The 22942-nt window shown below is 66.6% G+C and carries 22 protein-coding genes; 17 read left to right on the top strand and 5 right to left on the bottom strand.

Annotation, left to right across the window (positions count from 1 at the left end; translation table 11 throughout):
• Positions 1-124 precede the first annotated feature (124 nt).
• Positions 125-1522 carry an adenosylhomocysteinase gene (gene ahcY, locus C7I84_RS16475; protein ID WP_106773297.1) on the bottom strand — a complete coding sequence of 466 codons (1398 nt, stop codon included), beginning with the start codon at positions 1520-1522 and terminating at the stop codon, positions 125-127.
• Positions 1523-1845: 323 nt separating this feature from the next.
• On the opposite strand from ahcY, the gene C7I84_RS16470 reads away from it, so the two are divergent.
• Both C7I84_RS16470 and C7I84_RS16465 read left to right on the top strand, forming a co-directional pair.
• Positions 1846-2748: a ribokinase gene (locus C7I84_RS16470; protein ID WP_106773296.1), complete on the top strand. Its 903-nt coding sequence runs from the start codon at positions 1846-1848 to the stop codon at positions 2746-2748.
• Between the two features lie 212 nt (positions 2749-2960).
• Positions 2961-3947, top strand: a complete 987-nt coding sequence (locus C7I84_RS16465; RefSeq protein ID WP_106773295.1) for a Gfo/Idh/MocA family protein — start codon at positions 2961-2963, stop codon at positions 3945-3947.
• A gap of 23 nt (positions 3948-3970) precedes the next feature.
• Here C7I84_RS16465 and C7I84_RS16460 read toward each other — a convergent pair whose 3' ends face one another.
• On the bottom strand, positions 3971-5125 hold the full coding sequence (locus C7I84_RS16460; protein ID WP_245428464.1) for a zinc metalloprotease HtpX: 1155 nt from the start codon (positions 5123-5125) through the stop codon (positions 3971-3973).
• Between the two features lie 180 nt (positions 5126-5305).
• On the opposite strand from C7I84_RS16460, the gene dnaK reads away from it, so the two are divergent.
• The 10 genes from dnaK to C7I84_RS16410 all read left to right on the top strand — a co-directional run bounded on the left by dnaK (position 5306) and on the right by C7I84_RS16410 (position 14756).
• A complete protein-coding gene (dnaK, locus tag C7I84_RS16455) occupies positions 5306-7222 on the top strand; it encodes a molecular chaperone DnaK (protein ID WP_106773293.1) in 1917 nt (638 codons plus the stop codon).
• Between the two features lie 182 nt (positions 7223-7404).
• Complete coding sequence (locus tag C7I84_RS16450) at positions 7405-8517, top strand: acyltransferase family protein (protein ID WP_106773292.1); 1113 nt, start codon at positions 7405-7407, stop codon at positions 8515-8517.
• A gap of 160 nt (positions 8518-8677) precedes the next feature.
• Positions 8678-9808, top strand: coding sequence for a molecular chaperone DnaJ (dnaJ, locus tag C7I84_RS16445; RefSeq protein ID WP_106773291.1), 1131 nt, complete (start codon positions 8678-8680; stop codon positions 9806-9808).
• Positions 9809-9938: 130 nt separating this feature from the next.
• The gene (gene pmtA / locus C7I84_RS16440) at positions 9939-10547 is read left to right on the top strand and encodes a phospholipid N-methyltransferase PmtA (RefSeq protein ID WP_106773290.1); all 609 of its coding nucleotides are present in this window, start codon (positions 9939-9941) and stop codon (positions 10545-10547) included.
• Positions 10548-10613: 66 nt separating this feature from the next.
• On the top strand, positions 10614-10826 hold the full coding sequence (locus tag C7I84_RS16435; protein ID WP_106773289.1) for a type II toxin-antitoxin system Phd/YefM family antitoxin: 213 nt from the start codon (positions 10614-10616) through the stop codon (positions 10824-10826).
• A gap of 38 nt (positions 10827-10864) precedes the next feature.
• Positions 10865-11458: an NADPH-dependent FMN reductase gene (locus C7I84_RS16430; RefSeq protein WP_106773288.1), complete on the top strand. Its 594-nt coding sequence runs from the start codon at positions 10865-10867 to the stop codon at positions 11456-11458.
• A gap of 53 nt (positions 11459-11511) precedes the next feature.
• A complete protein-coding gene (pyrF, locus tag C7I84_RS16425; protein ID WP_106773355.1) occupies positions 11512-12210 on the top strand; it encodes an orotidine-5'-phosphate decarboxylase in 699 nt (232 codons plus the stop codon).
• Between the two features lie 20 nt (positions 12211-12230).
• Entirely contained in the window at positions 12231-12518 is a 288-nt protein-coding gene (locus C7I84_RS16420) for a DUF1330 domain-containing protein (RefSeq protein ID WP_106773287.1), read from the top strand.
• A 158-nt stretch (positions 12519-12676) separates the two neighbouring features.
• Positions 12677-13954, top strand: a complete 1278-nt coding sequence (locus tag C7I84_RS16415) for a polyhydroxyalkanoate depolymerase (protein WP_106773286.1) — start codon at positions 12677-12679, stop codon at positions 13952-13954.
• A 178-nt stretch (positions 13955-14132) separates the two neighbouring features.
• Complete coding sequence (locus C7I84_RS16410; protein ID WP_106773285.1) at positions 14133-14756, top strand: transglutaminase-like cysteine peptidase; 624 nt, start codon at positions 14133-14135, stop codon at positions 14754-14756.
• 60 nt (positions 14757-14816) lie between these two features.
• On the opposite strand, the gene C7I84_RS16405 is transcribed toward C7I84_RS16410, so the two are convergent.
• Positions 14817-15953, bottom strand: a complete 1137-nt coding sequence (locus C7I84_RS16405) for a flavin-containing monooxygenase (protein WP_106773284.1) — start codon at positions 15951-15953, stop codon at positions 14817-14819.
• Positions 15954-16114: 161 nt separating this feature from the next.
• Positions 16115-17725, bottom strand: coding sequence for a phosphoenolpyruvate carboxykinase (locus C7I84_RS16400; RefSeq protein WP_106773283.1), 1611 nt, complete (start codon positions 17723-17725; stop codon positions 16115-16117).
• A gap of 358 nt (positions 17726-18083) precedes the next feature.
• Here C7I84_RS16400 and C7I84_RS16395 point away from each other — a divergent pair, with 358 nt between their 5' ends.
• The 5 genes from C7I84_RS16395 to C7I84_RS16375 all read left to right on the top strand — a co-directional run bounded on the left by C7I84_RS16395 (position 18084) and on the right by C7I84_RS16375 (position 21945).
• A complete protein-coding gene (locus C7I84_RS16395; protein ID WP_106773282.1) occupies positions 18084-18785 on the top strand; it encodes a response regulator transcription factor in 702 nt (233 codons plus the stop codon).
• Between the two features lie 27 nt (positions 18786-18812).
• Entirely contained in the window at positions 18813-20594 is a 1782-nt protein-coding gene (locus tag C7I84_RS16390) for a sensor histidine kinase (protein WP_106773281.1), read from the top strand.
• A 35-nt stretch (positions 20595-20629) separates the two neighbouring features.
• The gene (locus tag C7I84_RS16385; RefSeq protein ID WP_106773280.1) at positions 20630-21094 is read left to right on the top strand and encodes an HPr kinase/phosphorylase; all 465 of its coding nucleotides are present in this window, start codon (positions 20630-20632) and stop codon (positions 21092-21094) included.
• Between the two features lie 156 nt (positions 21095-21250).
• Positions 21251-21652, top strand: coding sequence for a PTS sugar transporter subunit IIA (locus C7I84_RS16380; RefSeq protein ID WP_106773279.1), 402 nt, complete (start codon positions 21251-21253; stop codon positions 21650-21652).
• Complete coding sequence (locus tag C7I84_RS16375) at positions 21649-21945, top strand: HPr family phosphocarrier protein (RefSeq protein ID WP_106773278.1); 297 nt, start codon at positions 21649-21651, stop codon at positions 21943-21945. Before C7I84_RS16380 ends, C7I84_RS16375 begins: the two co-directional genes overlap by 4 nt.
• A gap of 75 nt (positions 21946-22020) precedes the next feature.
• Here C7I84_RS16375 and C7I84_RS16370 read toward each other — a convergent pair whose 3' ends face one another.
• Entirely contained in the window at positions 22021-22917 is an 897-nt protein-coding gene (locus C7I84_RS16370; RefSeq protein ID WP_106773277.1) for a methylated-DNA--[protein]-cysteine S-methyltransferase, read from the bottom strand.
• Positions 22918-22942: the final 25 nt, after the last annotated feature.

Raw genomic sequence — 22942 nt, 5'->3', positions numbered from 1 at the left:
CGTCGCGAATCACAGTCAACATACAGGGTCGGCGAATCGACGTGAAGAAGTTTGCCGCGCAAAACAAAGCCGGGCGAAAAGTCAATCGCCCGGCCACAATATATTGTGTTGTATGGTTAAGGGATCAATACCTGTAGTGTTCCGGCTTGAACGGTCCCTGCGGCGTCACGCCGATATAGGAGGCCTGCTCGGAGCTGAGCTCGGTCAGCCGGGCGCCGAGCTTGTCGAGGTGCAGGCGGGCGACCTTCTCGTCGAGATGCTTCGGCAGCACGTAGACCTTGTTCTCGTACTGGCCGGGCTTGGTCCACAGCTCCATCTGCGCCAGCACCTGGTTGGTGAAGGACGCCGACATGACGAAGCTCGGATGGCCGGTGGCGTTGCCGAGATTGAGCAGCCGGCCCTCCGACAGCAGGATCATCCGCTTGCCGTCCGGGAAGGTGATCATGTCGACCTGCGGCTTGACGTTGGTCCATTTCAGGTTCTTCAGCGCCGCAACCTGGATCTCGTTGTCGAAGTGGCCGATGTTGCCGACGATCGCCATGTCCTTGAGCAGGCGCATGTGGTCGAGCGTCACCACGTCCTTGTTGCCGGTGGTGGTGATGACGATGTCGGCGGTCGGGGCGGCGTCCTCGAGGGTGACGACCTCGAAACCGTCCATCGCCGCCTGCAGCGCGCAGATCGGATCCACCTCGGTCACCTTGACGCGGGCGCCGGCGCCGCTGAGCGAGGCGGCCGAGCCCTTTCCGACGTCGCCGTAGCCGCAGACGACCGCGACCTTGCCGGCCATCATCACGTCGGTGCCGCGGCGGATGCCGTCGACCAGCGATTCCTTGCAGCCGTATTTGTTGTCGAACTTCGACTTGGTGACCGAGTCGTTGACGTTGATCGCCGGGAAGGGCAGCAGGCCCTTCTTCTGCAGCTGGTAGAGGCGGTTGACGCCGGTGGTGGTCTCCTCGGTGACGCCGCGGATGGCGTCGCGCTGCTTGGTGAAGAAGCCCGGGCTGGCGGCCAGCCGCTTCTTGATCTGGGCGAAGAGGATCTCCTCTTCCTCGCTGCCCGGCTTCGACAGGACGTCCTCGCCGGCCTCGGCGCGGGCGCCGAGCAGGATGTACATGGTGGCGTCGCCGCCGTCGTCGAGGATCATGTTCGACAGGCCGCCATCGGCCCACTGGAAGATCTTGTCGGTGTACACCCAATAGTCATCCAGCGACTCGCCCTTGACGGCGTAGACCGGGATGCCGCTGGCGGCGATCGCCGCGGCGGCGTGGTCCTGGGTCGAGAAGATGTTGCACGACGCCCAGCGGATCTCGGCGCCGAGCGCCTTCAGCGTCTCGATCAGCACCGCCGTCTGGATGGTCATGTGCAGCGAGCCGGTGATGCGGGCGCCCTTGAGCGGCTTCGCGGTGCCGAACTCTTCGCGGCAGGCCATCAGGCCCGGCATCTCGGTCTCGGCGATGTCGATTTCCTTGCGGCCCCAGTCCGCGAGAGCAAGGTCGGCGACCTTGTAGTCCTTATCCGCCATGGCAGTGCTCCAAGTTGAGGCCCGGGCAGGTGCCCGACGGGCCGGATCGGGCGACTGACTAGCAGAAACGCCGGAGGGCGGCAATGGAGACATAAAGAAATCTTTATTCGTGCATGTCTTCCGCGCCTGGCGGAGGCGGACACGAAGGCAGGCCGGCGGTGCCGGCCAAGCGAATCCTGGCGGCGGACGGGACGGCCCGCTTGCAGCCTCGAAACGTAGGCCCCGTGCAGGATGTCGAGGCAATATCCGCTTCCGCCCGGTCCCATGTTCCAATCTTCGGGCAAACTCGCTAAGGGTCCGCCAAATTCGCTTGGAGGCGTCCCTTGATCACAGTCATAGGTTCGATAAACCTCGATCTCGTTGCCGACGTCGAGCGCCTGCCCGCGCCGGGCGAGACGGTGCCGGGTTCGGTTTTCCGCACCGCGCCGGGCGGCAAGGGGGCCAACCAGGCGCTGGCGGCGGCCAGGGCCGGCGGCGACACCCGCATGATCGGCGCGGTCGGCAAGGACGCCTTCGCCGCCGAGGCGCTCGCCCTGCTTTCCGACGGCAAGGTCGATCTGTCGGCCGTGCGCGCAACGCATGCCGCGACCGGCGTCGCGCTGATCTTTGTCGACGGCAAGGGCGAGAACGTCATCGTCGTGGTGCCCGGTGCCAACGGCACGGTGACTTCCGGCGACGTGGCCGCGGCAAAGCTGAGCAGGGGCGAGATCGTGCTGCTCCAGCACGAGATCCCGCTCGACACCGTGGAGGCGGCGCTCGACGCTGCACGCGCCGCCGGCGCCGTCTCCATCCTCAACACCGCGCCGTTCCGGCCCGAGGCGGCGGGCCTGCTCGCCAGGGCGGACTTCGTCGTCGCCAACGAGACCGAGTTCGACCTTTATGCCGAGGCGCTCGCGCTGGCCGGCGACAGCCGCGAGGATCGCATGCGCGGCTTCGCGGAGCAGACCGGCCGCACTATCGTGGTCACGCTCGGCGCCGACGGCGTTGCCGCCGTCGGCGAAGGCCGGCTGCTGCGGGTGGCGGCCCTGCCGGTGACGCCGGTGGATACGGTCGGCGCTGGCGACACGTTCTGCGGCTATCTCGCGGCCGGGCTCGGCGAAGGGCTGGCGCTCGACCAGGCGCTGGCGCGGGCCGCTGCAGCCGGTTCGCTGGCCTGCCTCCAGCCGGGCGCACAGCCGGCCATCCCGCTGCGCGGCGACGTCGACGCGGCCCTGCGCGCGGCCTGACGGGAGACGCGTCGGCAGGCGGTTAGGAGCCAGCGACGGCGCTGCCCGATCGCCGTAGGGCACCCGGACGCTGATCTCGCCGGCGCGAGGCAGGAAGCGTCGCCCACACGCAGCGATGGCGCGGCTTCGGACGTCATCGACTTGCCCAGCCTTTCATAGTAGGCAACACGACGGTCGGCGCATAACCGCCGCGAACGAACGGGAGGATGAGAATGTTCCGCTGGGGTGTCCTGTCGACTGCCAAGATCGGGCGCGAGCAGTTGCTGCCCGCCATCCAGGACGCCGAGAACGGCGTGCTGATGGCGGTGGCGAGCCGCGACGCGGCCAAGGCCCGCGCGCTCGCCGACCGCTTCGGTGCGCCGCATGCCTTCGGCTCCTACGAGGAGATGCTCGCCTCCGACACGATCGACGGCGTCTACATCCCGCTGCCGACCTCGCAGCATGTCGAATGGGCGGTGAAGGCGGCCGACGCCGGCAAGCATGTGCTGGTCGAGAAGCCGCTGGCGCTTGACGCGAAGGACATCGCCGAGGTGATCGCCGCCCGCGACCGCAACAAGGTGCTGGTCTGCGAGGCCTTCATGGTGGTCTACCACCCGCAGTGGAAGAAGGTGCGAGAGCTGGTGCAGGACGGCACCATCGGCCGGCTGCGCCACGTGCAGGGCGCCTTCTCTTATTACAACGTAGACGCCACCAACATGCGCAACATCCCCGAGCTCGGCGGCGGCGCGCTGCCGGACATCGGCGTCTACCCGACGGTGTCGACCCGTTTCGTCACCGGCCAGGAGCCGCTGCGCATCCAGTCGACGGTCGAGCGCGACCAAAAGTTCGGCACCGACACCTATTCCAGCACCAAGGCCGATTTCGGCGATTTCCACCTCACCTTCTACTGCTCGACGCAGATGGCATTGCGCCAGTTCATGGTCTTCCACGGCGAAAAGGGGTTCATCGAGGTGCATGCGCCGTTCAACGCCGGCGACTACGACCACCACCGCATCGAGCTGCACAACCAGACCCACACCGAGGCGACCGTGTTCCGCTTCCCGGCGACGCGGCAATACCGGCTGGAGGTCGAGACCTTTGCCCGCGCCGCGCTGGGCGGCGACGATCCGGTGTTCACGCTGGAGGAGTCGGTCAAGAACCAGAAGGTCATCGACGCCATCTTCCGCGCCTCTGAAAAGGACGGCTGGGAGCCGGTCTGAGCGTTCTCACCGGTTCCGGCCGTTCACCACCACACCCCGCCGCGCGTCAGCCGGATGCGCGGGATCCCGTCCGGCGCATTGAGCGACGTCTCGCAACCCGGCTGGTCGTCGAGATCGGCGAGCGGAGCGAAGAACGTGCCGTAGAGCGGGCTGCGCGGCCGCAGTCCGCGTCGTTCGCGGATCGACGGGATTATCGACCGGCGCGGCGTCGGCATCGGCTGCGGCGGGGTCGGCGGCAGAGCTATCACGACGGGGCCGGCGGCCTGCCCCATCTCGGCCTTCAGCGCTGCAAGCCGCGCCAGGCGGTCCTCGGTCGCCGGATGGGTGCGCAGGACCGACGGATCGGGAACGCGGCCGCCCGGCAGCAATATGCCTTCCCACAGCCGGCCGCGTGCCCGCTCCAGCTTCCGCAGCGCCGAGGCGAGCCCGTCGGGATCGCCGGTGAGCACGGCCGCGCCGAAATCGGCGTCGAACTCGCGGGTGCGCGACAGCGCCATCTGCAGCAGGCCGCCGATGGTCGGCGCCGCCAGCAGCACCAGCACCGCCAGCCACGGCACCTGCTCGCCGGCGCCGCCGAACAGGCCGCCGAGGTTGATCAGCAGCGTGAACAGGCCGACCGTCGACATCACCGAGGTGAAGCGCGAGACGATGTCGGCCAGCGCCATCACCTTGATGTCCTCGTGGGCGATGTGGCTGACCTCGTGCGCGAGCACGCCGGCGAGCTCGCGGGTGGTCAGCCGCCGCGCCAGCGCGTCGGTGACGGCAATGACGGAATCGTCGCGCCGCCCGACCGCGAAGGCGTTCAGCATCTGCGAGGGGATGACGTAGAGTTTCGGCACCGCCGGCAGCTCGGCGCGTTCGGCGAGCATCCTCAGGATGCGCACGCCGGCCGGAAAGCTTGCCTCCGTCACCGGCCGCGCCTTGTACATGGACAGCACCATCTGCGGGCTGATGCGGCGCACCGCCGCCAGCGAGACCGCGCCGAAGATGACGGCGAAGATGACGCCGCTCAGCCCGCCGAACACCCAGGCGGTGACGGCGAGCAGCAGCAGGCTGCCGCCGGCGAGGATGCCGGTGTGCAGGGCGTTGACGAAACGGTGGCGGCGCAGCGCGGCCGGGTTGATCGTGGTGGTGGCGGTCATCGACTGAATATGGGGGAAGACGCGGGTTTTGCCCATATTTCCGCCGACTTGACGCTGGGACGGCGCTTGCGCGCGGAAATGGCTGTTCTTATATACGCGCCACAGCCGCCGGACAGGTCGCGGATGCGGTCCGTCAGGCGAATTTCTTGAGAACAGGGGTTTTCACCGGAACGCCTCATTGGGTCCTGAAAACCTGCTAAGCGGAGAGAATATAGAATGGTAAAAGTTATCGGCATCGACCTCGGAACGACCAATTCCTGCGTCGCCGTCATGGACGGCAAGGACGCCAAGGTCATCGAGAATGCGGAAGGTGCGCGCACGACGCCCTCCATAGTGGCCTTCACCAGCGACGGTGAACGGCTCGTCGGCCAGCCGGCCAAGCGCCAGGCCGTGACCAATCCCGAAAACACCATCTTCGCGGTGAAGCGCCTGATCGGCCGCCGCTACGACGACCCGGTGACCGAGAAGGACAAGAAGCTCGTCCCCTATCACATCGTGAAGGGCGACAATGGCGACGCCTGGGTCGAGGCCGGCGGCAAGAAGCAGTCGCCCTCGCAGATCTCCGCGACCATCCTGCAGAAGATGAAGGAGACGGCGGAAGCCTATCTCGGCGAGAAGGTCGAGAAGGCCGTCATCACCGTTCCCGCCTACTTCAACGACGCCCAGCGCCAGGCCACCAAGGACGCCGGCAAGATCGCCGGCCTCGAGGTGCTGCGCATCATCAACGAGCCGACCGCGGCCGCGCTCGCCTACGGCCTCGACAAGAAGGACGGCAAGACCATCGCCGTCTACGACCTTGGCGGCGGCACCTTCGACATCTCCGTGCTGGAGATCGGCGACGGCGTGTTCGAGGTGAAGTCGACCAACGGCGACACCTTCCTCGGCGGCGAGGACTTCGACATGCGCCTGGTCGAGTATCTGGCGGCCGAGTTCAAGAAGGAGCAGGGCATCGACCTGAAGAACGACAAGCTCGCGCTGCAGCGCCTCAAGGAGGCCGCCGAAAAGGCGAAGATCGAGCTGTCATCGTCGGCGCAGACCGAGATCAACCTGCCCTTCATCACCGCCGACCAGAGCGGTCCGAAGCACCTTACGATGAAGCTGACGCGCGCCAAGTTCGAGCAGCTCGTCGACGACCTGATCCAGCGCACCGTCGAGCCCTGCAAGGCGGCGCTGAAGGATGCCGGCCTGAAGGCGGGCGAGATCGACGAGGTGGTGCTGGTCGGCGGCATGACGCGCATGCCGAAGGTCCAGGAGATCGTGAAGCAGTTCTTCGGCAAGGAGCCGCACAAGGGCGTCAACCCCGACGAGGTGGTGGCGCTGGGCGCGGCCATCCAGGCCGGCGTGCTGCAGGGCGACGTCAAGGACGTGCTGCTGCTCGACGTGACCCCGCTGTCGCTGGGCATCGAGACGCTGGGCGGTGTGTTCACGCGCCTCATCGAGCGCAACACCACGATCCCGACCAAGAAGAGCCAGGTGTTCTCGACCGCCGAGGACAACCAGGGCGCCGTCACCATCCGTGTCTTCCAGGGTGAGCGCGAGATGGCCGCCGACAACAAGGCGCTCGGCCAGTTCGACCTGGTCGGCATCCCGCCGGCGCCGCGCGGCGTGCCGCAGATCGAGGTTTCCTTCGACATCGACGCCAACGGCATCGTCAACGTCACCGCCAAGGACAAGGGCACCGGCAAGGAGCACCAGATCCGCATCCAGGCTTCGGGCGGCCTCAGCGACGCCGACATCGAGAAGATGGTGAAGGACGCCGAGGCGAACGCCGAGGCCGACAAGAAGCGGCGCGGGCTGGTCGAAGCCCGCAACCAGGCCGAGGCGCTGCTGCATTCGTCCGAGAAGTCGCTGAAGGAGTATGGCGAAAAAGTCTCGGAGGCCGATCGTACGGCGATCGCCGACGCCATCGCCGCCCTGAAGACGGCGACCGAGGGCGACGACGCCGACGACATCCAGGCCAAGTCGCAGACGCTGATGGAAGTCTCGATGAAGCTCGGTCAGGCCATGTACGAGGCGAGCCAGAAGGAAGCTGCCGAGGCCGACGCCAAGGCGGATGCCGCCAAGGATTCGGACGTGGTCGACGCCGATTTCGAGGAGATCGACGAGAACGACGACAAGAAGAAGTCCGCCTGATCCCGATCGGACGGAGACAGCATGGGAGCCCGGCCACCGCGCCGGGCTTCTTTTTTGTGAACGCACCGCGGGCCTTCGTTAAGCTTACCTGAAGAACCTCGCCCCAACGTTCTCTCCCCGAGATACACTTGTCGTGGGTTGCCGGCGGCACTGCTGCCGGGGCAGGGTCGGAACAGGGGCCGATGCATTTCAGGACGCTCGAGATCTGGCGGCTGTCGGCTGCCCTCGCGGTGATGATGTGGCATTTCCTGCGCTACGCGCCGCCCGGGCACGAGGCGGCCAGCGCCGCGCTGTACCGCCTGATGCCGCTCATGGAGATGTTCTTCATGATCTCCGGCTTCCTGATCATGCTGCGCTATGCCGATACGCTGATGTCCGAGCCCGTTTCGTTCCGGCGTTTCATCGTGCGACGCTTGGCGCGGCTCTATCCGCTTTATTTCATGACGCTGCTGTTCTTCTGCGTCGTCGCCGCCGCGCTGCATCTCGGCCTCGTGCAGTCGGAGCAGCCCGAGCGTTATGCCTGGTCGGCACTGCCGGCCAACATCCTGCTGGTGCAGGCCTGGGGCCTTACCGACACGCTCACCTTCAACTATGTCGGCTGGACGCTTTCGGCCGAATGGTTCTGCTATCTCACCCTGCCGGTGCTGGTCCTGGCCTATCAGCGGTACGGGATATGGGGGCTGGCCGCCGTTGCGGCCGCGGCCATCGTTGCGCTGGAAATCGGTGTGGCCATGGGCTGGATACCGTTTCCGAGCTGGCTTCAGGCCAACACCTGGGGCGCCTATCGCGCCTTCGCCGATTTCGCGCTCGGCGCCATGGTCGCCGTCGCCGTACGCGACAGCAGGTTCGGGCTGAAGAGCCTCGTGCCTGGATGGCTCGTCTTCATCGCGGCGGTCGCGGCGATGGCGACGCTGCAGAACGCCTATGTGATCGTGCTCCTGCTGGCGGCCGCGACCTTCCTCGCCGCGCTCGCCGAGCGCAACGATCCCGAGGCCGCCGCCTATCTCAAGCCGCTGCATCCGATCGGCCGCGTCTCCTTCGGCATCTACATGATCCATCCGGTGATCGAGAGCGTCCTACTCGCCGTGGTGTGGCGCAAGATGCTCGAGCCGATGGGCGTCATGAGCTTCTACGCCTACTGGTATCTGCCGGCAGCGGCGGTGATCGCGACCGCGCTGCTGTCGGACCGCTATTTCGAAGGGCCGGTCAGCCGCTATCTCAATGCCCGTTTCGGCGGCACGCAAGCCGGCGCGGCGGCGCAAAAGCGTGGTGCCGCCGCAACTGGAACCGCCTGATCCGTTCCAACGGCCGGTTTTCTGCCGAAAACTGTCGCTTTGCCGGCCGCCCCCTATGGCATACCGGCTTGCGGTTTACTAAATCCTGTGCCAGTTGCCCGCGCTGATCGGACAAGCAGTGCACCTAGCTTGAAACTCATCCACCGGTTCACAAGGCAGAATGAAAGCCGATTTCTATGAAACGCTGGGCGTCGGCAAATCAGCCGACGAAAAGGCCCTCAAGAGCGCGTTCCGCAAGCTCGCCATGCAGTTCCACCCCGACCGCAATCCCGGGGACAACGCCTGCGAGCAGAAGTTCAAGGAAATCAACGAAGCCTACGAGACCCTGAAGGACCCGCAGAAGCGGGCGGCCTATGACCGCTTCGGCCATGCCGCGTTCGAGCATGGCGGCATGAACGGGGGCGCGAACGGCTTCGGCTCGGGCGGCTTCTCCGACATCTTCGAGGACATTTTCGGGGAGATGATGGGCGGCGGCCGCCGCCGCTCGACCGGCGGCCGCGAGCGCGGCGCCGACCTGCGCTACAACATGGAGATCACGCTGGAGGAGGCCTATACCGGCAGGACGGCGCAGATCCGCGTGCCGACCTCGATCTCCTGCTCGGATTGCAGCGGCTCCGGCGCCAAGCCGGGCACCCAGCCGGTCACCTGCTCGCTGTGCTCGGGCTCCGGCCGCGTGCGCGCCGCGCAAGGCTTCTTCTCGATCGAGCGGACCTGCCCGCAGTGCCACGGCCGCGGCCAGACCATCAAGGACCCCTGCTCGAAATGCGCCGGCCAGGGCCGCGTCACCGAGGAGCGCTCGCTGTCGGTGAACATTCCGGCCGGCATCGAGGACGGCACCCGCATCCGGCTCGCCAACGAGGGCGAGGCGGGGCTGCGCGGCGGCCCGCCCGGCGACCTCTACATCTTCCTGTCGGTTAAGCCGCATGAATTCTTCCAGCGCGACGGCGCCGACCTCTACTGCAAGGTGCCGATCTCGATGACCACCGCCGCCCTGGGCGGCGCGTTCGAGGTGACGACGCTCGACGGCTCGCAGACCCGCGTGAAGGTGCCGGAAGGCACACAGAACGGCCGCCAGTTCCGGCTGAAGGGCAAGGGCATGCCGATCCTGCGGCAGCCGACGATCGGCGACCTCTACATCCAGACCGCGGTCGAGACGCCGCAGAACCTGAGCAAGCGCCAGCGCGAGCTGCTGGAGGAATTCGAGAAGCTGTCCTCCACCGAGAATTCCCCGCAGTCGAGCGGGTTCTTCTCGCGCATGAAGGATTTCTTCGAGTCGTTCGGCAACAACTGAGGCGTGTGCCCGAGGCGCCGTCACGCCCGATGGAACCAGTCGGGGAGAACCCCGTTTCGCCGCTGCGTAAGCCTTGCATCAGGACGTCAGGCTGGTATTGATCGCCTCACAGCGACAGGGAGTGGACGCGATGCGACGCGGTTCGGAGTTGCGTAAGGCGCTGGCCGAGAAGTTCGACGACGAACTTCGTTTCTTCCGAGGCTGGATCGACAAGCCGAAAGCCGTCGGCTCGATCATTCCGACCAGTTCCTTCACCGCCCGGCGCATGGCCTCCGTCATCGACGTCTCGTCCGGCCTGCCGGTGCTGGAGATCGGCCCGGGGACCGGCGTCATCACCCGCGCCATCCTCGCCCGCGGCGTCCCGGCTGCGAAGCTCTACACCGTCGAATACTCGGCCGACTTCGTCCGCCACCTGAGACGCCATTTCCCCGGCGTCAACGTCATCGAGGGCGACGCCTTCGATCTCGACCACACTCTGGGGGCCGACGCACCGAAGCGCTTCGACTGCGTGATCTCCGGCGTGCCGCTGCTGAACTTTCCGGTGGAGCGCCGCGTCGCCTATCTCGAGGACCTGCTCGACCGCACTTCCGAGGGCCGGCCGGTCATCCAGTTGACCTACGGGCCGAAATCGCCCGTGCCGCCCGGCCTCGGCAGCTACACGGTGCGGCATTTCGACTTCGTCATCCGCAACATCCCGCCCACGCAATTGTGGGTCTATGAACGCGGCCGACGGAACTGACGGCACAAGCTGGGCTTGTCGCCGCTGATTTCCCCATGCATGACTTCTGAAGCCAAGGGGGCTGTCATGCGCGAAATCCCACTGAAGGAGGCGAAGGCAACGCTTTCGCGTGTCCTCGACGAGGCGATTGCCGGAAGACCATCCATCATCACCCGGCGCGGCAGGCGCGAAGGCGTCATCCTGAGCTACAGCGAATTCGAGCGGCTTTCGCGTACTCACTCGTTCGGGTGGCTGTCGGCGAACGCGCCGCTGGATGCCGACGAAGCGCGGCCGGACTGACAGCCGGCCAACTCCGATCCCCGAAAGGAAGCCGGCCTTTGCATCATCCAAAAATCCTCGTCTTCGCCGGCTCGATCCGCACCGGCGCCTACAGCGGCAAGACCGCGGACGCGGCCATGCGCGAACTCGCGCTGCAGGGGGCGGAGGTGACCCGCATCTCGCTCGGCGACTATCCGCTGCCGATCATGGACCAGGATATGGAGGCGGAGAAAGGCGTTCCGGAGAATGCCGTGATGCTGGCTCGGCAGTTCGTCGACCATGAGGGCCTGCTGATCGCGACGCCCGAATACAACGGCTCGATGCCGCCGCTGCTCAAGAACGCCATCGACTGGGTGAGCCGTGTGCGCAAGGATCGCGGCGCGCCGGTGCGCCCGTTCTCCGGCAAGCCGGTGGCGCTGTGCTCGTCGTCCGATGGCCATTTCGCCGGCATCCGCAGCGCCAACCATCTGCGCGCCGTGCTGTCGCATATCGGCATGGAAGTGATCGCGCCGCAGGTCTCGGTGCCCTATGGCGAAAAAGCCTTCGACGAGAATGGCGGTTTTCGCGAGGAGAGGCTGCGCAACGGCATGGAGCGCCTGTGCCGGACGCTGATCGAGCGCGCCGCGATGCTGTCGACACGGGCCGACTCGTGATAATGGCCGCTCGACTCGACGCGGCGGACGGCGCCGATTCGACGGAGATGCGCATGACAGAGACCAATCTCGCCAGCCGGCTCATTGTCGGCCTGGACGTACCGGACCTGCGAATCGCCCAAGCCGTTGTGCGCGAGCTCGACGGCGTCGTCTCCTTCTACAAGATCGGCTACCAACTTGCCTTCGCCGGCGGGCTCGATTTCGCCCGCGAGCTCGTCGCCGAGGGCAAGCAGGTCTTCCTCGACATGAAGCTGCTCGACATCGACAACACGGTGGCGAAAGGCGTCGAGAACATCGCCAAAATGGGCGTAACGATGCTGACGCTGCACGCCTATCCGAAAGCGATGCGGGCCGCCGTAGAAGCGGCGCGCGGCACGCCGCTCTGCCTGCTCGCCGTCACCGTGCTTACCTCGATGGACGAGAGCGACCTGATCGAGGCCGGCTATGAATACGATCCGCACACGCTAGTGCTGCGCCGCGCCGAGCAGGCGCTCGCCACCGGCATGGGCGGCATCGTCTGCTCGGCCGGCGAGGCGGCGGCGGTGCGCAAGGTCGTCGGCCCCGAACTCGCCGTGGTCACGCCCGGCATCCGGCCGGCCGGCACCGAGCATGGCGACCAGAAACGCGTCGTCACCCCGGCGGATGCCATCCGGGCCGGCTCAAGCCACCTGGTGGTGGCCAGGCCGGTCGTCGCCGCCGTTGACAGGCGGGCGGCCGCGCAGGCAATCCTGGCCGAGATGGCCGCGGCCTGAGTTTCACACGGGAGAAAAAAATGCCGAAGGGATACTGGATCGCCCGCGTCGACGTGCGCGACCCCGAGGGCTACAAAGACTATGTCGCGGCGGCGAAGCCTGCCTTCGACAAGTACGGCGCGACGATGCTGGTGCGCGGCGGCGCCTATGAGTTCGCGGAAGGGCCGGGCCGGGCGCGCAACGTGGTCATCGAATTCGCCTCGCTACAGGCCGCGCACGACTGCTACCACTCGCCCGAATACCAGGCCGCCAAGGCGATCCGCCAGAAATACGCCGAGGCCGAGATCGTGCTGGTCGACGGGGTCTGACGTCCGGCCTGGCGCATCGCCCGCCTTCATTGGACTAAAGGATGAGGCCACCGCCGGACGTATATCGTATTGCGTCGCAGCAATTGTTCGTTAACTTCGCTGCCTAACGATAGGACGCGGTTTTTCCGCGCCGTAGCGCGGGACCGGCGGAGTTTTCGATGTTCTACCAGCTCTATGAACTGAACCATGCGGCCATGCAGCCGTACCGCGCCTTCGCGGATGCGGTAAGGCTGTTCTACTCCAATCCGATCAATCCGCTGTCGCACACCGCGGTAGGCCGTTCGGTCGCCGCCGCCGCGGAGCTGTTCGAGCGCACGACCCGGCGCTACGGAAAACCGTCCTTCGGGCTCGATCGAACGGTGGTCGACTGGAAGGAAGTCGGGGTGGTCGAGAAGGTCGTATGGTCGCGGCCCTTCTGCAATCTCATCCATTTCGTGCGCGACCTGCCGGCGCGGCGCAAGGCCGATCCGAAGCTGCTGATCGTGGCTCCGATGTCCGGCCACTACGCGACGCTTTTGCGCGGCACGGTGGAAGCGATGCTGCCGCACGCCGACGTTTACATCACCGACTGGGCCGACGCCCGCATGGTGCCCGTGTCGGAGGGCCGCTTCGATCTCGACGACTACATCGACTATATCGTCGAGATGCTGCATGCGCTCGGCCCCGAGGTGCATGTGATGGGCGTGTGCCAGCCCTCCGTGCCGGTGCTCGCCGCCGCAGCGCTGATGGAAGCGCGCGGCGACCGCTTCGCTCCCTCCACCATGACGCTCATGGGCGGCCCGATCGACACGCGGCGCAACCCTACCGCCGTCAACCTGCTGGCCGAGGAGAAGGGGATCGACTGGTTCCGCGACAACGTCGTCATGCAGGTGCCGTGGCCGGCGCCCGGCTTCATGCGCGACGTCTATCCGGCCTTCCTGCAGCTGTCCGGCTTCATGAGCATGAATCTCGACCGCCACATCACGGCGCACAAGCAGTTCTTCATGCATCTGATCAAGAACGACGGCGACAACGCCGAGAAGCATCGCGACTTCTACGACGAATATCTCGCCGTCATGGATCTGACCGCCGAGTTCTACCTTCAGACGGTGGAGACCGTGTTCGTCCGCCATGCCTTGCCCAAGGGCGAGATGACGCATCGCGGTACCCCGGTCGACCCGTCGGCAATCCGCAACGTCGCGCTGCTGACCGTCGAGGGCGAGAATGACGACATCTCGGGCATCGGTCAGACGCAGGCCGCGCACGACCTCTGCGTCAACATCCCCAACGACATGCGCGCCCACTACATGCAGCCGGCGGTCGGCCATTACGGCGTCTTCAACGGTTCGCGCTTCCGCTCCGAGATCGTGCCGCGCATCGTCGATTTCATCTCCAGCTACGGCAAGGAGAACCGCGCGCCGGCGAAACTGCGGCTCGTGCGCGCGGCCAAGGGCTGATTTTGGCCGAAGTCCCGATGCACCCGCACAGGCTCCGGGCGACGCCGGACGGGCTGTTGCAGATTCATCGCGCCGCGCTGATCACGGTAACCATCACGCGAAAGTCTAGTCAGGCGTGAATTGACTCGGCGGAAAAATCGTCCTTAACGTTTCCTTAACGACAAAGGGCGAGTGGGCTATGCAATCCTCTCCGCGGGCGCGCCGCGCCGCGAAGCTTACCGGGATAGTGCTGGCTTCGGCGATGGCTAGTCTTATCGCCGGCGCAGCTTCGGCATCCGGTCCGATGCTGACCGGCGGCCTGACCTCGCAGCCGATCGGCCACTATGAGTTCTGCAAGATCAATCGGGCGGAATGTTCGATCCGGGTGCGAGACGCTGGTCCGGAGCGCATGTCCGGCGCGCTGTGGAGCCTGCTGGTCGGCATCAACACCGACGTGAACGGCGCCGTGAAGCCGATGAACGATTTCGACATCTACGGCAAGGACGAGGTCTGGGCCTATCCCGACGACGGCGTCGGCGATTGCGAGGACTATGTGCTGGAGAAGCGTCGCCAGTTGCAGGCTGGCGGCCTGTCGCTGTCGAACCTGCTCATCACCGTGGTGCGCAAGCCGGACGGCGAGGGCCATGCGGTGCTTACCGTGCGCACAGACAAGGGCGACTTCGTCCTCGACAACCTGTCCAACGAAGTCAAGGACTGGAGCCAGACCGGCTACCGCTTCCTCAAGCGCCAGGCCTCGAACCATACCGGCCGCTGGGTGACCATCCGCGAGGGCTCGGCGCCGCTGGTCGGCGCGGTGCAGTAGCGGGCACGGCGCCGGCATTTCCGGCGTCCATTTGCACCGGCGCGGGCTGCATGCGTCCGCTCAGCCGCCCTTTCCATCCCGCGCGATGCCCCTTGCAATCGCCTGCGCCTTGTCGATCGCATTGGCGAAGCAGCCGCGCAGATCGGCGCGCATGCCGGTGAACCACAGGCCGGGCAGGGCGGGGTCGTTCTCGCCGCCGTTGAAGCGCGGCCGGCCGCGCGGGTCGAGCACGCCGAGATGGCCGACCATGCCTTCCAGCCCGGTGCGGTAGCCGGTCGCGGCGATCACCACGTCCGGGCTGAGCGTGCTGCCGTCCTCGAACAGAACGCGGCCTCCCTCGAAGCCGCCGATCACCGGCACGACCGCGACGCGGCCCGCCCTGATCGCCGCAACCGCGCCGTCGTCGGTGGCGATCGCGATGCTGTCGGCCTTCATGCGGCTTGCCGCGCCACCGGCCGCCGGCGGCAGGCCGAGCTTGCCAAGGTCGCCGAAGCTCAGCCGCTGCGTCGCGCCGATGACGCGATCGGCGACGCCGACCGGCAGCTTGACCAGCCAGGTGGCGTTCTTGTGCACGGCGAGGTTGGCGACCCGCTTCGGCAGCACGGCCGGCGCGTGGCGGGCCGACAGCCACAGCCTGCCGGTCTCCGCGCGGATCAGATGGTTGAGCACGTCGAAGCCGGAATTGCCCGCTCCGCTCACCAGCACGCTCTTGCCGCGATAATCCGCCGCCTCGCCGAAATCGGCCGAATGGAGCAACCGGCCGGTATAGGTCTCGCGGCCGGGCCATGCAGGGATGAAGGGAACGCGGTCGCGGCCGGTGGCGATGACGACGTGTCGCGCCCGGTAAGTCCGTCCCGCTGCCCTCGCCTCCCAGCGATCGCCGGCGCGATCGATGCGCTCGACGGCGGTGTCATGGTCGATCGACAGGCCGTGCAGCCGCGCGAAAGCCTCGAACAGGTCGATCACCGCCTCGCGTTTTGGAAACGCCGGCGTACCGGCCGGATAGGTCACGCCGGGAAGCACGGACAGGTCGCGGTGCGAATTGAGCGTGAGATGCTTGTGGCGCCGCCGCCAGGACTCGCCGAGCCGGGGCGCGGCCTCCAGCAGGCGCACCCCGATGCCTGCCTTCGCCAGCGCCTGCGCCACCGCCAGCCCGGCCGCGCCGCCACCGACCACCAGTGCTTCCGTGTCGATCATCCGCCACCATCTTCCGCTTCCGGGCGACCGCACCGGATTTTTCGCGGCAGGTGATCGGCTGTGGACGCCGGAGTGTCAAGCGGCCGGGCCGTGGCGCTGGACACGACCGATGCCGGACAGCAATTCTCTTCCTCAAGGAGAAAGAAAGAGGTTGGCCGCTCCTACTCCGCTGCTTCTCCGTAGCGCGGCGCCGCATCGGCCACGTGGGCGTCCACATGCGCCTCGAACTTCTCGAAGTTGGCGATGAACATGCCGACGATGCGCTTGGCCTGCCGGTCGTAGGCGGCCCTGTCCGCCCAGGTGGCGCGCGGGTCGAGAATGCCGGAATCGACGCCCGGCACGGCGACCGGGACGGCGAAGCCGAAATTCGGGTCGGTGCGGAATTCCGCCTCGTTGAGGCTGCCGTCGAGCGCCGCGGCGAGCAGCGCGCGCGTCGCCTTGATCGGCATGCGCCTGCCGGTGCCGAAGGCGCCGCCGGTCCAGCCGGTGTTGACCAGCCAGCAGTCGACGCCGTGCTGGGCGATCAGCGAGCGCAGCAGATTGCCGTATTCGGATGGATGGCGCGGCATGAACGGCGCGCCGAAGCAGGTCGAGAAGGTCGCCTCCGGCTCCTTGACGCCCTTCTCGGTGCCAGCGACCTTGGCCGTGTAGCCGGAGAGGAAGTGGTACATGGCCTGCGCCGGCGTCAGCTTGGCGATCGGCGGCATCACCCCGAAGGCGTCGGCCGTCAGCATGACGATGTTCTTCGGATGCCCGGCGCGACCCGTCGGGCTGGCGTTCGGAATGAAGTCGAGCGGGTAGGCGCAGCGGGTGTTCTCCGTCAGCGAGCCGTCATCGAAGTCCGGCACGCCGCGCCCGTCCAGCACGACGTTCTCCAGCACCGTGCCGAAGCGCCGCGTGGTGGCGAAAATCTCCGGCTCGGCCTCGGCCGACAGGCGGATGGTCTTGGCGTAGCAGCCGCCCTCGAAATTGAAGACGCCGTCCGGGCCCCAGCCATGCTCGTCGTCGCCGATCAGCGTGCGCGAGGCGTCGGCCGACAGCGTCGTTTTGCCCGTGCCGGACAGGCCGAAGAACACCGCCGTGTCGCCGGCGGGGCCCATGTTGGCCGAGCAGTGCATCGGCATCACGCCGCGTTCCGGCAGCAGGTAGTTGAGGGCGGTGAACACCGATTTCTTCATCTCGCCGGCATAGGAGGTACCGCCGATCAGCACGATCATGCGCGAGAGGTCGACAGCGATCACCGTCTCGGTGCGCGTGCCGTGGCGCGCCGGATCGGCGCGGAAGGAGGGCAGGTCGATGATCGTCATCCGCGGCTCGAAATCCGCCAGCGCATCCTCCGCCGGGCGGATCAGCAGGTTGCGGATGAACAGCGAGTGCCAGGCGAACTCGGTGATCACGCGTGTCGGCAGCGCCTGCGCGTCGTCGGCACCGCCGACGAGGTCCTGCACGAACAGATCCTTGTCCGCGGCATGGGCGCGGAAATCGGCGAGCAGCGTTTCGAAACGCGCCGGCGTCATCGCCGCGTTGTTGTCCCACCAGACCTGGTCGGCGGTCGCCGCGTCGCGGACGACGAACTTGTCCTTGGGAGAGCGGCCGGTGTGCTGGCCGGTATAGGCGACAAGCGCGCCGTCGGCGGAAAGCTGCGCCTCGTTGCGGCGGATTGCCTCCTCGTACAGCGCCGCCCTTCCGAAATTGTAATGGACCTTGCCCGACGTCCTCACACCGATTCGCTCGATCCCGCAGCCGGGATTGCGTATACCGATCTCGCCCATCTTGCCTCGACCTGGTGGGTTGGCACTCCCGGGGTGACGCCCGGAATGAAGTCCATGCGCTCAACTTTTCTTGAGCGAAGCCCGTCGAAACCAGAAAAGATGAAGAATATCAAACTATTAATCGATTTAAAGATTTTGAAATCGTTTAAATCGGTTATATAAGGCAGAGCTGTGCAGCAGTCGGACGTTACAAATTAAGCATTTGCTGCCAAGCTTTGCAGGACGGCCGGCCGAAGTTGCGCCGCCGGCCGTGTCATGCCATGGACGGACGCCGTGCCACATTTTGTACTCAATTTGTCCGCCAATAGCCTCTTCCTTATATTGGAAGGGACCCCCGATCATGAGGGAGCCGCTTGAAATGGCAACGATCGCGCTTGTCGACGACGACCGCAACATCCTGACCTCGGTGTCGATCGCCCTGGAATCGGAAGGCTATCGCGTCGAGACCTATACCGACGGGGCCTCGGCCCTCGAGGGCTTTGCCGCCCGGCCGCCGAACCTGGCTATCCTCGACATCAAGATGCCGCGCATGGACGGCATGGAGCTGCTGCGCCGGCTGCGCCAGAAGTCCGACCTGCCGGTGATCTTCCTCACCTCCAAGGACGACGAGATCGACGAATTGTTCGGCCTCAAGATGGGTGCCGACGATTTCATCCGCAAGCCGTTCTCGCAGCGGCTGCTGGTCGAGCGCGTGCGCGCGGTGCTGCGGCGGGCGAGCGCCCGCGAGGCGGCCGCCAAGGCGCCGAGCCAGCAGACGAAATCGCTCGAGCGCGGTCAGCTGGTGATGGACCAGGAGCGCCACACCTGCACCTGGAAGGGCGAGCCGGTCACGCTGACGGTGACCGAGTTCCTGATCCTGCATTCGCTCGCGCAGCGCCCCGGCGTGGTCAAGAGCCGTGACGCGCTGATGGATTCGGCTTATGATGAGCAGGTTTATGTCGACGATCGGACCATCGACAGCCACATCAAGCGGCTTCGCAAGAAGTTCAAGGCGGTCGATGATGATTTCGAGATGATCGAGACCTTGTATGGCGTGGGCTACCGGTTCAGGGAGGCCTGAGCCGAACCGCCGGGGATCCGGGATTGAATGACGATTGACCTCCAGCTTAACAAGCCGATGGCCGCCGCCCGGCGGCCGCGGGGCTGGCTGGCGGCCGTGCTTGCGGCGCTGACGGTGCCGCTGCGGCGATTTCTCGGCCACCACGTCTTCTCGAGCCTCACCCGCCGCATCCTGTTCCTGAACCTTGCCGGCCTTGCCGTTCTGGTCGCCGGCATCCTCTATCTGAACACCTTCCGCGACGGCCTGATCGACGCCCGCGTCGAGAGCCTGATGACGCAGGGCGAGATCATCGCAGGCGCCATCTCCGCCTCGGCGACCGTCGAAACCGATTCCATCAGCATCGATCCGGAGAAGCTTCTGGAGCTGCAGGCCGGCGAGAGCCTCGGCCCGGGCACCGACCAGCTCGACAATCTGGATTTCCCCATCAATCCCGAGCGCGTCGCGCCGCTGCTCAAGCGGCTGATCTCGCCTACCCGCACGCGCGCCCGCATCTACGATCGCGACGCCAATCTGCTGCTCGATTCGCGCCATCTCTACTCGCGCGGCCAGATCCTGCGCTACGACCTGCCGCCGGTCGACGAGGAAGAGCCGAGCATTCTCGAGAAGGCGGAGAAATTCGTCTTCAACCTGTTCCGCAACACCGACCTGCCGATCTACCGCGAGCAGCCCGGCGGCAATGGCGCGGCCTTTCCGGAAGTCATGAACGCGCTCACCGGCAGTCCGTCCACAGTGGTGCGCGTCAGCGAGAAGGGCGAGGAGATCGTCTCCGTCGCCGTGCCGATCCAGCGTTTTCGCGCGGTGCTGGGCGTGCTGATGCTGTCCACCGAAGGCGGCGACATCGACAAGATCGTGTCGGCGGAGCGTAACGCCATCCTGCGGGTGTTTGGCGTCGCGGCGCTGGTCATGGCGATCCTGTCGATGCTGCTCGCTTCCACCATCGCCAATCCGCTGCGCCGGCTCTCGGCGGCGGCGGTGCGGGTGCGGCGCGGGGTCAAGAGCCGCGAGGAGATTCCGGATTTCTCGGACCGACAGGACGAGATCGGCAATCTCTCCATCGCCGTGCGCGGCATGACCAACGCGCTCTATGCGCGTATCGAGGCGATCGAGAGTTTCGCCGCCGACGTGTCGCATGAGCTGAAGAATCCGCTGACCTCGCTGCGCAGTGCCGTCGAGACCCTGCCGATCGCCAAGAACGAGGCTTCGCGCGAGCGGCTGATGGAGATCATCCAGCACGACGTGCGCCGGCTCGACCGGCTGATCTCGGACATTTCGGACGCCTCGCGGCTCGACGCCGAACTGGCGCGCGAGGACGCCACCCGGGTCGACCTGCGCAAGCTGGTCTCCGATCTGGTCTCCGCCGCGCAGGAGACCGGCCGCCACAAGCGCAAGGCGACCATCGAGTTCAAGGCGGCCAAGCTGCCGCCCGCCAGGGGTTATTTCGTCACGGGCCACGACCTGCGGATCGGCCAGGTCATCACCAATCTGGTGGAGAACGCGCGCTCCTTCGTGCCGGAGGACCATGGGCATATCACGGTAAGCCTGTCGCGGGCCGGCCAGTTCAACGTCGTCACCGTCGACGACAACGGGCCGGGCATTCGCCCCGACGCCATCGACCGCATCTTCGAGCGCTTCTACACCGACCGGCCGTCAAGCGAGGCGTTCGGCCAGAATTCCGGCCTCGGCCTGTCCATCAGCCGCCAGATCGCAGAGGCACATGGCGGACGCCTGACCGCCGAGAACATCTCCGGCACGAAACCCGGCGAGGTGAAGGGCGCCCGCTTCGTCATGACACTGCCGGCCGACGAGTGAGCGCCGCGGCAGGAACGGTGCGTCCTTCCATCGTCATGGCCAAAGCCGAACCAGGGTATCCTCCAAACCTGCATGCAACGGGGATCGTCGTCGGCGACCGGGGAATCCTGATCCGCGGCGAATCCGGATCCGGCAAGACCACGCTGGCGCTCGCCGTGATCGCCGCGGCACGCGCCGCCGGGCGCTTCGCGACCCTGGTGGCCGACGATCAGCTCCTGCTTGCCCGTCGGAACGGGCGGCTGGTGTGCACCGCTCCCGCGGCGATCGCCGGCCTGGTGGAGGTTCGCGGCTCGACGCCGCAGCCGATCGGTCACGAGGCCGCAGCCGTCGTCGACCTGTTGATCCGCCTGGTCGACGGGCCGGCGGCGCCGCGCTACCGTGAGGAAGAGAGCGAAGAAATCGGCGGCTGCCGCATCCCGGTTCTGACGCTCGAGCGCCGCAATGCAGCCGGCGCGTTCGCCGCGATTGCCGCGCGGCTGTCACTGCCGCCGTTCGGCTGAACCTGTGTCATGGATGCCAGGATGCGGCAAAATGGCCGCCGCTAACGAAGATTTGGGCTTGTCAACGGCGGGTGGCTGGACAAGATGGCGCTCCGCTCCGGCGGTAGGCATTTTACCGAACGCGTATGAAGGGGCGATGACGGGAGCCATGGCGGAATGATCGGACTCGTGCTGGTAACGCACGGTCGGTTGGCGGAAGAGTTCCGCAACGCCGTCGAGCATGTCGTCGGGGCGCAGCAGAGCTTCGAGACGATCTCGATCGGCGCCGACGACGACATGGAGCAGCGCCGCCGCGACATCGTCGATGCGGTGGCGCATACCGACACGGGCAACGGCGTCATCCTGCTCACGGACATGTTCGGCGGCACGCCGTCGAACCTGGCGATCTCGGTCATGGAGCCCGGCCGCGTCGAGGTGATCGCCGGCGTCAACCTGCCCATGCTGATCAAGCTGACCAGCGCCCGCAAGGCCGACGACATGGCCAAGGCGCTGGAACTGGCGCAGAGCGCCGGCCGCAAATACATCAACGTCGCGAGCCAGGTGCTGAGCGGTAAATGACCGGTCCCCTGCTGTCGAAGGATACCATCAGCCGCGACATGGTCATCATCAACCAGCGCGGCCTGCACGCCCGCGCCTCGGCCAAGTTCGTGCAGCTCGCCGCCGGCTTCCAGGCGACGATCGAGGTCGAGAAGGACGGGGTGAGGGTCGGCGGCACCTCGATCATGGGGCTGATGATGCTGGCCGCCAGCCCCGGCTGCTCGATCCGCGTCTCCGCCAGCGGTCCCGAGGCGCGCCAGGCGCTCTCGGCGCTGGAAGAACTGGTCGCGTCCAGGTTCGGCGAAGAAGCCTGAGGCGCCCTCGGCGGGCTGCCCTATCGGCAGGCTCACCCCGCTTGTCCGGCCTCGCGAATTGCCCCGGTGGGCCATTCATCCGCAGGCCAGCTTGCCCGCTTCCCAGCCGAGGATCGCCCGCTTGCGGGTGAGACCCCAGTGATAGCCGGTGAGCGCTCCGGACTTGCCGAGCGCGCGGTGGCAGGGCACGACGAAGGACACCGGGTTGGCGCCGACCGCGGCGCCGACGGCGCGGCTCGCCGCGGGCGCGCCGATCTCGGCGGCGATGGACGAGTAGTTGCGGGCGCGGCCCATCGGGATCTTCAGCAGCGCCTCCCACACCCGCACCTGGAAATCGGAGCCGATCAGCACCACGCGCAGCGGCTGGTCGGACCGCCAGTTGGCTGGGTCGAAGATGCGTGCCGCATAGGGCGCGGTGGCGCCGATGTCCTCGACGTAGGACGCGTTCGGCCAGCGGCCGGACATGTCGGCGAAGGCGTCGCGCTCCTCGCCCGGATCGCAGAAGGCGAGGCCGGCAAGCCCGCGGTCGGTGACCATCACCAGCGCGATGCCGAAGGGCGAGATGTGATAGCCGTAGCGGATGGTCAGGCCGGCGCCGCGCGTCTTGTAGTCGCCCGGCGACATCGCCTCATGGGTGACGAAGAGGTCGTGCAGGCGGCCGGGACCGGACATGCCGAGCTCGAACGAGGTTTCCAGCAGCGGCATGCCCTGGTCGAGCAGTCTTCGCGCATGGTCGAGCGTGACGGCCTGGAGAAAAGCCTTCGGCGACAGGCCGGCCCAGCGCGTGAACAGCTTCTGCAGCCCGGTCGGCGTCTCGCCGACATCGGCGGCCAGTTCCTCCAGCGACGGCTGGTCGCGATAGTCGAGGCTGATCTTCTCGATGGCGCGGCGCACGATCTCGTAGTCGCCGTCGGTGGGCGTGATATCCTTCTGCAGGATCGGCATCGGTTTCGTCGGCATCGGCGAATTCATAGACATAAGAGCGTTCATGGCAATG

The organism is Kumtagia ephedrae (assembly GCF_003012745.1).
Taxonomy (GTDB): domain Bacteria; phylum Pseudomonadota; class Alphaproteobacteria; order Rhizobiales; family Rhizobiaceae; genus Kumtagia; species Kumtagia ephedrae.
The sequence above is the reverse complement of the archived record's forward strand: the minus strand, read 5'-3'. Positions and strand labels throughout refer to the sequence as shown.

Coding starts and splice junctions, on each gene's coding strand:
- ahcY (WP_106773297.1), bottom strand. CDS start 1,522: ATGGCGGATAAGGACTACAAGGTCGCCGACCTTGCTCTCGCGGACTGG.
- C7I84_RS16465 (WP_106773295.1), top strand. CDS start 2,961: ATGTTCCGCTGGGGTGTCCTGTCGACTGCCAAGATCGGGCGCGAGCAG.
- C7I84_RS16460 (WP_245428464.1), bottom strand. CDS start 5,125: ATGGGCAAAACCCGCGTCTTCCCCCATATTCAGTCGATGACCGCCACC.
- dnaK (WP_106773293.1), top strand. CDS start 5,306: ATGGTAAAAGTTATCGGCATCGACCTCGGAACGACCAATTCCTGCGTC.
- C7I84_RS16450 (WP_106773292.1), top strand. CDS start 7,405: ATGCATTTCAGGACGCTCGAGATCTGGCGGCTGTCGGCTGCCCTCGCG.
- dnaJ (WP_106773291.1), top strand. CDS start 8,678: ATGAAAGCCGATTTCTATGAAACGCTGGGCGTCGGCAAATCAGCCGAC.
- pmtA (WP_106773290.1), top strand. CDS start 9,939: ATGCGACGCGGTTCGGAGTTGCGTAAGGCGCTGGCCGAGAAGTTCGAC.
- C7I84_RS16435 (WP_106773289.1), top strand. CDS start 10,614: ATGCGCGAAATCCCACTGAAGGAGGCGAAGGCAACGCTTTCGCGTGTC.
- pyrF (WP_106773355.1), top strand. CDS start 11,512: ATGACAGAGACCAATCTCGCCAGCCGGCTCATTGTCGGCCTGGACGTA.
- C7I84_RS16420 (WP_106773287.1), top strand. CDS start 12,231: ATGCCGAAGGGATACTGGATCGCCCGCGTCGACGTGCGCGACCCCGAG.
- C7I84_RS16415 (WP_106773286.1), top strand. CDS start 12,677: ATGTTCTACCAGCTCTATGAACTGAACCATGCGGCCATGCAGCCGTAC.
- C7I84_RS16410 (WP_106773285.1), top strand. CDS start 14,133: ATGCAATCCTCTCCGCGGGCGCGCCGCGCCGCGAAGCTTACCGGGATA.
- C7I84_RS16405 (WP_106773284.1), bottom strand. CDS start 15,953: ATGATCGACACGGAAGCACTGGTGGTCGGTGGCGGCGCGGCCGGGCTG.
- C7I84_RS16400 (WP_106773283.1), bottom strand. CDS start 17,725: ATGGGCGAGATCGGTATACGCAATCCCGGCTGCGGGATCGAGCGAATC.
- C7I84_RS16395 (WP_106773282.1), top strand. CDS start 18,084: ATGGCAACGATCGCGCTTGTCGACGACGACCGCAACATCCTGACCTCG.
- C7I84_RS16390 (WP_106773281.1), top strand. CDS start 18,813: ATGACGATTGACCTCCAGCTTAACAAGCCGATGGCCGCCGCCCGGCGG.
- C7I84_RS16385 (WP_106773280.1), top strand. CDS start 20,630: ATGGCCAAAGCCGAACCAGGGTATCCTCCAAACCTGCATGCAACGGGG.
- C7I84_RS16380 (WP_106773279.1), top strand. CDS start 21,251: ATGATCGGACTCGTGCTGGTAACGCACGGTCGGTTGGCGGAAGAGTTC.
- C7I84_RS16375 (WP_106773278.1), top strand. CDS start 21,649: ATGACCGGTCCCCTGCTGTCGAAGGATACCATCAGCCGCGACATGGTC.
- C7I84_RS16370 (WP_106773277.1), bottom strand. CDS start 22,917: ATGAATTCGCCGATGCCGACGAAACCGATGCCGATCCTGCAGAAGGAT.